This window comes from Armatimonadota bacterium (genome assembly GCA_035527535.1).
GTDB lineage: Bacteria > Armatimonadota > Hebobacteria.
On sequence record DATLAK010000075.1, the window covers coordinates 1 to 7,991 of the forward strand.

At 68.6% G+C, this 7,991-nt stretch carries 8 protein-coding genes; 4 read left to right on the top strand and 4 right to left on the bottom strand.

From position 1 onward, the window contains the following. The first annotated feature begins 226 nt into the window (after nucleotides 1–226). Genes lsrF through VM221_05100 form a run of 3 tightly spaced genes read left to right on the top strand, consistent with a single transcriptional unit; the run spans nucleotide 227 to nucleotide 4,025 of the window. Nucleotides 227–1,114, top strand: coding sequence for a 3-hydroxy-5-phosphonooxypentane-2,4-dione thiolase (lsrF, locus tag VM221_05090; GenBank protein ID HUT74198.1), 888 nt, complete (start codon nucleotides 227–229; stop codon nucleotides 1,112–1,114). Nucleotides 1,115–1,125: 11 nt separating this feature from the next. Continuing rightward, complete coding sequence (locus VM221_05095) at nucleotides 1,126–1,854, top strand: ribulose-phosphate 3-epimerase (GenBank protein ID HUT74199.1); 729 nt, start codon at nucleotides 1,126–1,128, stop codon at nucleotides 1,852–1,854. 20 nt (nucleotides 1,855–1,874) lie between these two features. Continuing rightward, entirely contained in the window at nucleotides 1,875–4,025 is a 2,151-nt protein-coding gene (locus VM221_05100) for a bifunctional aldolase/short-chain dehydrogenase (GenBank protein HUT74200.1), read from the top strand. 134 nt (nucleotides 4,026–4,159) lie between these two features. Here the strand turns inward: VM221_05100 and VM221_05105 are convergent, their stop codons facing one another. Next, nucleotides 4,160–4,501, bottom strand: a complete 342-nt coding sequence (locus tag VM221_05105; GenBank protein ID HUT74201.1) for a hypothetical protein — start codon at nucleotides 4,499–4,501, stop codon at nucleotides 4,160–4,162. Between the two features lie 262 nt (nucleotides 4,502–4,763). Here VM221_05105 and VM221_05110 point away from each other — a divergent pair, with 262 nt between their 5' ends. Then, nucleotides 4,764–5,348, top strand: coding sequence for a flavodoxin family protein (locus tag VM221_05110; GenBank protein ID HUT74202.1), 585 nt, complete (start codon nucleotides 4,764–4,766; stop codon nucleotides 5,346–5,348). 110 nt (nucleotides 5,349–5,458) lie between these two features. Here the strand turns inward: VM221_05110 and VM221_05115 are convergent, their stop codons facing one another. The 3 genes from VM221_05115 to VM221_05125 form a co-directional block, all read right to left on the bottom strand. After that, nucleotides 5,459–6,379: a hypothetical protein gene (locus VM221_05115; GenBank protein ID HUT74203.1), complete on the bottom strand. Its 921-nt coding sequence runs from the start codon at nucleotides 6,377–6,379 to the stop codon at nucleotides 5,459–5,461. Between the two features lie 293 nt (nucleotides 6,380–6,672). Beyond that, nucleotides 6,673–7,188: a DUF1854 domain-containing protein gene (locus VM221_05120; GenBank protein HUT74204.1), complete on the bottom strand. Its 516-nt coding sequence runs from the start codon at nucleotides 7,186–7,188 to the stop codon at nucleotides 6,673–6,675. After that, a partial coding sequence (locus VM221_05125; GenBank protein ID HUT74205.1) for an ATP-binding cassette domain-containing protein occupies nucleotides 7,185–7,991 on the bottom strand: 807 nt, incomplete at its 5' end. The genes VM221_05125 and VM221_05120, both read right to left, overlap by 4 nt.

A 7,991-nucleotide genomic window follows, 5' to 3' on the forward strand; every position in this document is an offset into this window, starting at 1 on the left:
GCGGCGATTGACGCGGAGTTGGCGCGCCTCAAGCCGCTGATGGAGGAGGGCGGCTACCTCCCGCATACCGATCATTCCATTCCGCCCGACACCTCATTCGCCGACTACTGCTACTACATGGAGCGGATGGAGGAGGTCTGCCGAACGTAGGGGCGCGATTGATCGCGCCCGAGAAAGGGCGGGATGAATCGCGCCCTTACTAAGACATGCACAAGGAGGCACCAACATGCCCGATGCTGATGCAGTCAAGGGGTCAAAAAACTTCCACCTCGATCGGCCGTTCCCGCAGGACAGCTTCTTTCTCAAGGGCTCCGGCAATCTCGACTGGGGGATGAAGAACCGGCTGGCGCGCATCTTCAACCCCAAGTCGGGCCGCACCGTGATGCTGGCCTTCGACCACGGCTATTTCCAGGGCCCGACCACCGGGCTGGAACGCATTGACGTCACCATCCTGCCCTTGGCCCCCTATGTTGACGCGCTCATGCTGACCCGCGGCATCCTGCGCACGACCATACCCCCGACCACCGACAAGGCGATCGTGGTGCGCGCCAGCGGCGGCCCCAGCATCCTCAAGGAGCTGTCCAACGAGGAGATCGCGGTTGACATCGAGGACGCCATCCGCATGAATGTCGCGGCCATGGCCATCCAGGTGTTCATCGGCGGGGAGTTCGAGACGCGCTCGGTGCACAACATGACACGCCTGGTGGACCTGGGCAATCGCTATGGCATTCCCGTGCTGGGGGTTACCGCGGTAGGCAAAGAGCTGGTGCGGGATGCGCGCTACCTGGGACTGGCGTGCCGCATCATCGCCGAGCTGGGCGCGCACTACGTCAAGACCTATTACTGCGAACCGGGCTTCGACACCGTCACCGCTGCGTGCCCGGTGCCGATCGTGATGGCCGGCGGCAAGAAGCTCCCGGAGCTTGACGCCCTGACCATGGCCTACAACGCCATCCGCCAGGGCGCGGCGGGGGTGGACATGGGGCGCAACATCTTCCAGAGCGACAACCCCATCGCCATGGTGCAAGCGGTGCGCGCGGTCGTCCACGACCACGCCAAGCCCGCCGAGGCCTATGACCTCTATTGCTCGCTGAAGCGTAAACGGAAGAAGTGAGCCCGCAAGCCATGCCCCCGGTCACGACGGTTGACATCTTGCGCCGGGCCTCCCCCACCATCAGCGTCGGCGTGCTGAGCGCGGACCTGATGGCGCTCGGGGCGCAACTGGCCCTGCTCGAGGAGGCCGGCGTCCAGGTCGCCCACGTGGACGTTATGGACGGCTGCTTCACCCCCATGATGACGGTCGGCCCGCCCTTCATCAAGGCGCTCAAGACGCCGCTGCTGAAGGACGCACACCTGATGGTCGAGGAGCCGGTGGCCAAGCTTGGCGACTACGTGGCGGCGGGCGCCGACGTTATCACCATGCACGTCGAGTCCACCCGCCACGTCCACCGCGCGCTGCAGCAGTTGGGCGGCATGGAGAACGCCAATGACCCCGCGCGCGGGATCGTTCGCGGCGTCGCCCTCAACCCCGGCACGCCGCTGACGGCGATCGCGCCCCTGCTCGACGAGATCGAGATGATCGTGCTGCTGGCGGTCAACCCGGGCTGGTCCGGGCAGAGGTTCATCCCCGCGACCGAGCGGCGTATGGCTCAGGCACGCGAGCTCATCGCGAGCTCAGGGCGCGACCTCCTGCTATGCGTGGACGGCGGCGTCACCCGCGACAACATCGCGCAGGTAGCGAAGATGGGCGCCGACCTCATCGTCACGGGGAGCGCGGTCTTCGATGGCAAGTCCCCGCTCGACAACGTGCGGTTCATGCTCGATGCTTGTCGCTCGGCGCGCGGAACTGACTGATCGGCGATAAGGGAGATGGCGTGCGCAACCGGTGGTCGGAGCAAGAGGCGTCTGAATACGTCGCCCGCTGCGGCGCGGAATACGGCGAAGCCCTAGCTTTGCGCACCTACTCGGCGCGGCTGCTGGGCGCGGAACCCGGCCTGGTGCTCCACGGCGGCGGCAACACCTCGGCCAAGGGTGTCCGCAGCAACGCACTCGGCGAGAAGATTCCCGCCATCTTCGTAAAGGCCTCGGGGCATGATCTCGCCACCATCGAGCCGGAGGGCCACTGCCCGCTCGACCTCGGATACCTGAAGCGGTTGCGCGGCCTGTCGGAGCTGACCGACGAGGCGATGGTCAACGAGCTGCGCAGCCACATGTTCGATGCCCGCGCCGCGACCCCGTCGGTGGAAGCCTTGGCTCACGTCTTCCTGTCCCCGAAGTACATTGACCACACCCACGCCGACGCCATTCTGGCGCTCACCAACCAGATTGACGGCGAAGAGCGGGTGCGCGAGGCCCTGGGCGAGGACGTGATCCTGCTCCCCTACGTCAAGCCCGGGTTCGGATTGGCCCGGGCCGCGGTTGCAGCATTCGAAGCCCAGCCCGGCGCCTACGCCATGGTCTGGATGCATCATGGGCTGGTGACCTGGGGTGAGACTGCCCGCGAATCCTACGACGCCACCATTGAGCTGGTCACGCGGGCAGAGGAATACCTCGCGCGCGCGGCCGCCCGCCCGCTCATCGTCTCCACGCCGACCGACCGCAGTCGGCGCACCGACCTGGCGACGGCGCAGGAGCGGGTGGGGAAGGTGGCGCCCGTGCTGCGCGGACTGCTGGCGGCGCCCTCGGGTGACGCGGACCGGCCTCACCGCCGCATCATCCTGCGGCCGCTGGTGAGCCGCGAGGCGCTGGACTTCGTTGACTGGGACCGCGGGCGCGCGGTCGCCCTCACCGCTCCCCTGACGTCGGACCACCTCATCCGGACCAAGCCCCTGCCCCTGTGGGTGGATAGCCCGCAGTACGACGACCTCCACCAGCTCCGGGAGCAGCTCCGCCGGGCGGTCGCCGCCTACTGCGCCGAGTACGACGCCTACGTCGAGCGCCACGCGGCACGGCTGGCGCCGGGCGTCAACCGCTTCGATCCCCTGCCGCGGGTGGTGCTGCTGCCGGGGCTTGGAGCCTTCTGCGCGGGCCGGGATGCGGGCGCCGCCGACATCGTGCGCGACATTACCGCCCAGACGTTGGCGACCAAGGCGCAGATCGCCGCCATCGGGGACTACCAGGGCCTGGCAGAGGCCGAGTTGTTCGACATGGAGTACTGGAGCCTCCAGCACGCCAAGCTCCCTGCGGGCGAGCCGCCCCTGGGTCGCCAGATCGCGCTGGTCACGGGCGCGGCGGGGGCGATCGGCTGGGGCATCTGCAAGACCCTGATCGAGCACGGCTGCCACGTCGCCGCCACCGACATCTCCCAGGAAAACCTCGACCGCCTGGTGGGGGAACTGCGCCCCCTTGCCGGGGCGCACGGGGAGGTGGCACAGCCGCCCTCGCCTGTGATTGGCGTGCCGATGGACGTGACCGATCCCGCCTCGGTAGCGCAGGGGTTCGCGGGCGTCATCCGCGCGTGGGGCGGGGTGGACCTCGTCGTGCTTAACGCGGGCGTGGCGCTGGTATCATCCCTAGCCGAGATGGACATCGAGGCCTTCCGCCGCTTGCAGCGGGTCAACGTCGAGGGCACGCTCCTGGTGCTGGCGGAGGCGGCGCGGCACTTCGAACTCCAGGGCACGGGCGGAGATATCGTGCTGGTTTCGACCAAGAACGTGTTTGCCCCCGGCGCCAGGTTCGGCGCCTACAGCGCCACCAAGGCCGCCGCCCACCAGCTCGCGCGCATCGCCAGCCTGGAGCTGGCGGCGCTCGACGTGCGGGTGAACATGGTCGCGCCCGATGCGGTGTTCGCCGGGGGTGCGCACAAATCCGGGCTGTGGGCCGCGGTCGGTCCCGACCGCATGCGCGCTCGCGGCCTGGACCAGGCGGGCCTCGAGGAATACTATCGCAGCCGCAACCTGCTCAAAGCGCGCGTCACTGCCGAGCACGTCGGCCGCGCGGTGCTGTACTTCGCCACTCGTCAGACCCCTACTACCGGCGCGACCATCCCCGTGGACGGCGGTCTCCCCGACGCCACGCCGCACTGAGTGCCTGCAATCCCCAAATTGACGCGCGCCGTGCGCCGTGTCATCATGTTAGCGTAGGCGTTTCCTGTGCCCGCTCCCGTGCGGCCGACGCTTAGCGCGGCGCCCAGCACGCCATGCTGGCATCAGACGCAGTTCTACCCCGGCTTGAGGGCCTGCATCTCAATGTGCAGCGGGCTGCGCTCGCGCGAATCCGGCGCGCCGGTCGCCTGCTTGAGCTGTGCCGCCATCTCGACGGCGTGATTGAAGCAGGAACTGACGGAGCTGATGCCGACGACGTCGGGCCTGAAGTCCACCGTCTCCGCCAGGCTCTCCGTCGGCAGCACCTCCAGCGCCGCCGGGATGGTGTCGGCGTGGGCACGCAGGTAGCTGGCCAGGTAGCCCAGCGCCAGGTGCAGGCCGTAGGAGCGCGGATCCCCGCCCGTCGCCAGGATCAGGGCGACGCGCATAGGGCGACAGCGGCTTGAAGGTGATGGCACGCGGGTGGTTCCTCGACTACCCCGGGGGCGGCACCCCGGGTAACACGCGCCGGCGCGGGCCATTGTGTGGAGACCAGGTTCGACAGCCCCCATGCCAAGCCTTCCCGCGGCGACGACGGGAGCTCCGTTCTTGCCTGTCAGGACAATCCGCCGCGTGGGCTGCGCCCCGCGGTAGCCATCGCCGCGCAGGATGATGCCCATGGGCGCGCCGAATATGGTCATAGCACAAACCACGAGGCGCCGCCTCATGAGGAGGGCTGAGTTGAAAGTCATCGGGATACAGACATCGCCCAACGAAGACGGACTGACCGCCACGATGGCCCGGATGGCGCTGGATGGCGCTGCTGCGGCGGGGGCGCAGGTCGAACTCGTGCATCTGCGCAAGCTGAACCTCGAGGCGTGCCGGCAGTGCGACGACGGCTGGGGGCGCTGCCGGCGCGAGGGGCTGTGTATCATCGAGGACGATCTCGAGAGCGTGCGTCAGCGCATCGGCGCGGCGAACGCGGTCGTCGTCAGCACACCCGTCTACTTCGGCGACGTCAGCGAGGTCGCGAAGTCGTTCCTCGACCGCCTGCGGCGCTGCGAGATTCACACCAAGGACTCGACGCTCAAGGGCACGCCGGTGCTGTCCATCGCGGCCGCTGGCGGGGGCGGCGGCGGCGGCCCGACCTGCCTGGTGAGCCTGGAGCGCTACTACGGGGTGCTCGGCTGGCCGGTCTTCGACGGCCTCATCGTCACCCGCCGCAGCCGGGAGTACATGCTCCACGCCGCCCGCGCCGCGGGGGAGAAGCTGGTCGCGCACGTCGAACAGGAAGCCTCAATAAGGGGCAGAGCACCTGCAAGTTAGAAGCCCTAAGCCGCCTGCCGCGGTCGGGGGTGCCAGCCCGCCGCTCGGCCTCAGCCAGTCGTCTTGTGCCGCCTGTCGGAGGGCAAGGGCGACGGAAGAAAAACCAATCCTCAGAATCGCACCGTCAGCTCGCCCGCGGCCATGCGGTCTTCGAGCCGAGTGCCGATGCCGGTGTGATCAGCGTAGCTGATGAGGTGGTAGTTGAGCTTGAGGGAAGCGCTCGGTGAGAGGCGATACCCGATGCCAAGCGTCCGCAGCGACGCCGCATCCAGCAGCACCGTGCCCCGCCCCTCGCGCACCATGGACTCGTACGCCAGGTTTAGCGTCAGGTTATCCGTGACGCCGTACTCGACGGTCCCCAGCAGGCGCCGCAGCGAGATGTCAGTCGAGGCGATGGCGTCGGGGGCCGTGGTGTCCATGTAGGCGCGGCCCGCCGGCAGCCGCGACGACGCGACGCCGCTGAGCGGCGCGTCCGTCAGCCCGCCCAATGGCACGTGTGGGAGCGAGGCCGCCTCGCCCTCTCCCGCCCGGTAGAGGACGCCGACCCGCGTGCGCGCATCGCCGTAGCTCATTCCCGCGCTGCCGGAATCTCCGGCGTCGGTCAGAGCTGAGGCGCGCTCGCCACCGGCCAGCAGGCGCGCGCCCAGGATCGCCTGTGACGCGTCCTTGCCCAGCATGGAGAAGACGTCGCCGAACTCCCGCAGCAGGCGCAGCAACGCGTCGCTGACGCGAGCACGATCGGCGTCAGACATGCGCCCCGTGGCGTCGAGGGCCGCGCCCAGGCGTCCCTCTCGCGCCAGGGCTTCCAGCGCCGCCATGGGGCGCACCAGGCTCACGGTGAAGTCATACCGCGTGAGCAGAGCCGTGCCAGCGTATTCCTCGGCCGGGCGGGCGTCAATAATCCCGCATTGGGCGAGGAATGCACAGTCGGCGTACCCGCTATCGCCACTCGGCACCTGGTCGAATGGCGAAGCCAGCGCGCCGCACGCCCCCAGCAGCAGAAGCGCAACACTAGCCAGGCAAGCGCGCAATCCTGGCTACCTCCGTGGTGCCATTATATCACGCGCGCGCCCGCAGCGCAAGCGCGGATCGGGCGCGCGCCTGGGAGCCGCTCGACGCGAGATCGCTACCGTCGCCAGGCAAGCGCGCGAAGACTGGACAAGAACGCGCATTTAGACCCGCGGGGTCGCACGGTGGCCGCGATCGGGACGCCTGCCAGCCGGTCTCGCGCCCGGGCGGAGGCAGTGCGGGCGGTTCACCGATCCTCGCAGATGGCGGCCCCGCGTCTCGCGGCTGCGTTCGGTCCCCGGCTGCTGTGGCAGGCTTAAATGTGCAGTTCGGCCAGAGTACGGCTGCGGGGGTCGAGCGTGTCGAGATTGGGGATTTCGTAGCGGTTGCCGTGAGCGTCCTTGATGAGGATGCGCGAGGCCCCCAGCCACCATACGCTCTCGGAGCGGGAGCGCACCTCGAACACGCGCGGGCCGCGGTCGGTGGTGACATGCCAGGTGGCGGTGCCGTAGCGCTCCTCGATGCGGTGGATGGCGGTGACGCGGGAGAGGAAGTACGAGCGATCGAGGGCGGTGCGGACCACCTCCGCCGATTCCGGGTCCAGCAGCTTGGGGTCTTCCAGGATCCCGATCTCCTGGCCGTCGCGGTCGCACAAAATGATGAAGCGCCGCCGCCGGGTGACCGGAAACGCCTCCACCAACCGCACCCGGTAGGCGGTGGTCCCGTCGTGCAGGCGCACCTTGACCCCGCGGTGGCGGTCGCGGCGGATGGTGATCGCCTGGGGGTCGAGCAGAACCGTCGGACGGGATGGCGAGTCGAACGCTGGCGTCATGCCCTTTGCGCCTCCGAGACGAGCGACTGGATCTCCACCAGACGTGAGTACATGCCGCCCGCGGCGATGAGTTCGTCATGAGTGCCCACCTCAACGATGCGCCCGTCGTCGAGCACCACCAGCCGATCCGCCTGCTTGAGGGTAGATAAGCGGTGGGCGATGGCGAAGGTGGTGCGCCCCTCCACCAGGCGCAGGATCGCCTGCTGGATGAGCATCTCGGTCTCGCTGTCCACCGACGAGGTCGCCTCGTCGAGGATGAGGATGCGTGGGTTATGCAGGATAGCGCGCGCGATGGAGATGCGCTGCTTCTCGCCCCCCGACAGGCGCACCCCGCGCTCGCCGACATGGGTGTCGTAGGTGTCGGGGAAGTTCATGATGAAATCGTGGGCGTTGGCGGCCCGCGCCGCCTCAATGATCTCCAGCTCGGAGACGTCGGGCTTGCTGTAGGCGATGTTTTGGGCGATCGTGCCGTGGAACAGGAAAGGCTCCTGCAAGACGACGCCGATGTGTTCGCGCCACGAGCGCAGGTCCACCTCGCGCAGGTCATGGCCGTCCACGCGGATCACCCCGCTATCGGGATCGTAGAAGCGCAGGATGAGGTTGATGAGCGTGGTCTTGCCCACCCCGCTGCGCCCCACCAGGCCGATCATCTCGCCCGGCTGCACCCCCAGGCAGATGTCGTGCAGCACCGGCTCGTCGCGCTCGTAGCCAAAGCAGACATGGTCGAACTCGATCTGCCCGCGCACGTCGGCGAGCACTGCGGGGCGCTGGTCGCCGGCGGGCGTCTCGGCCTCGGCGGGCGT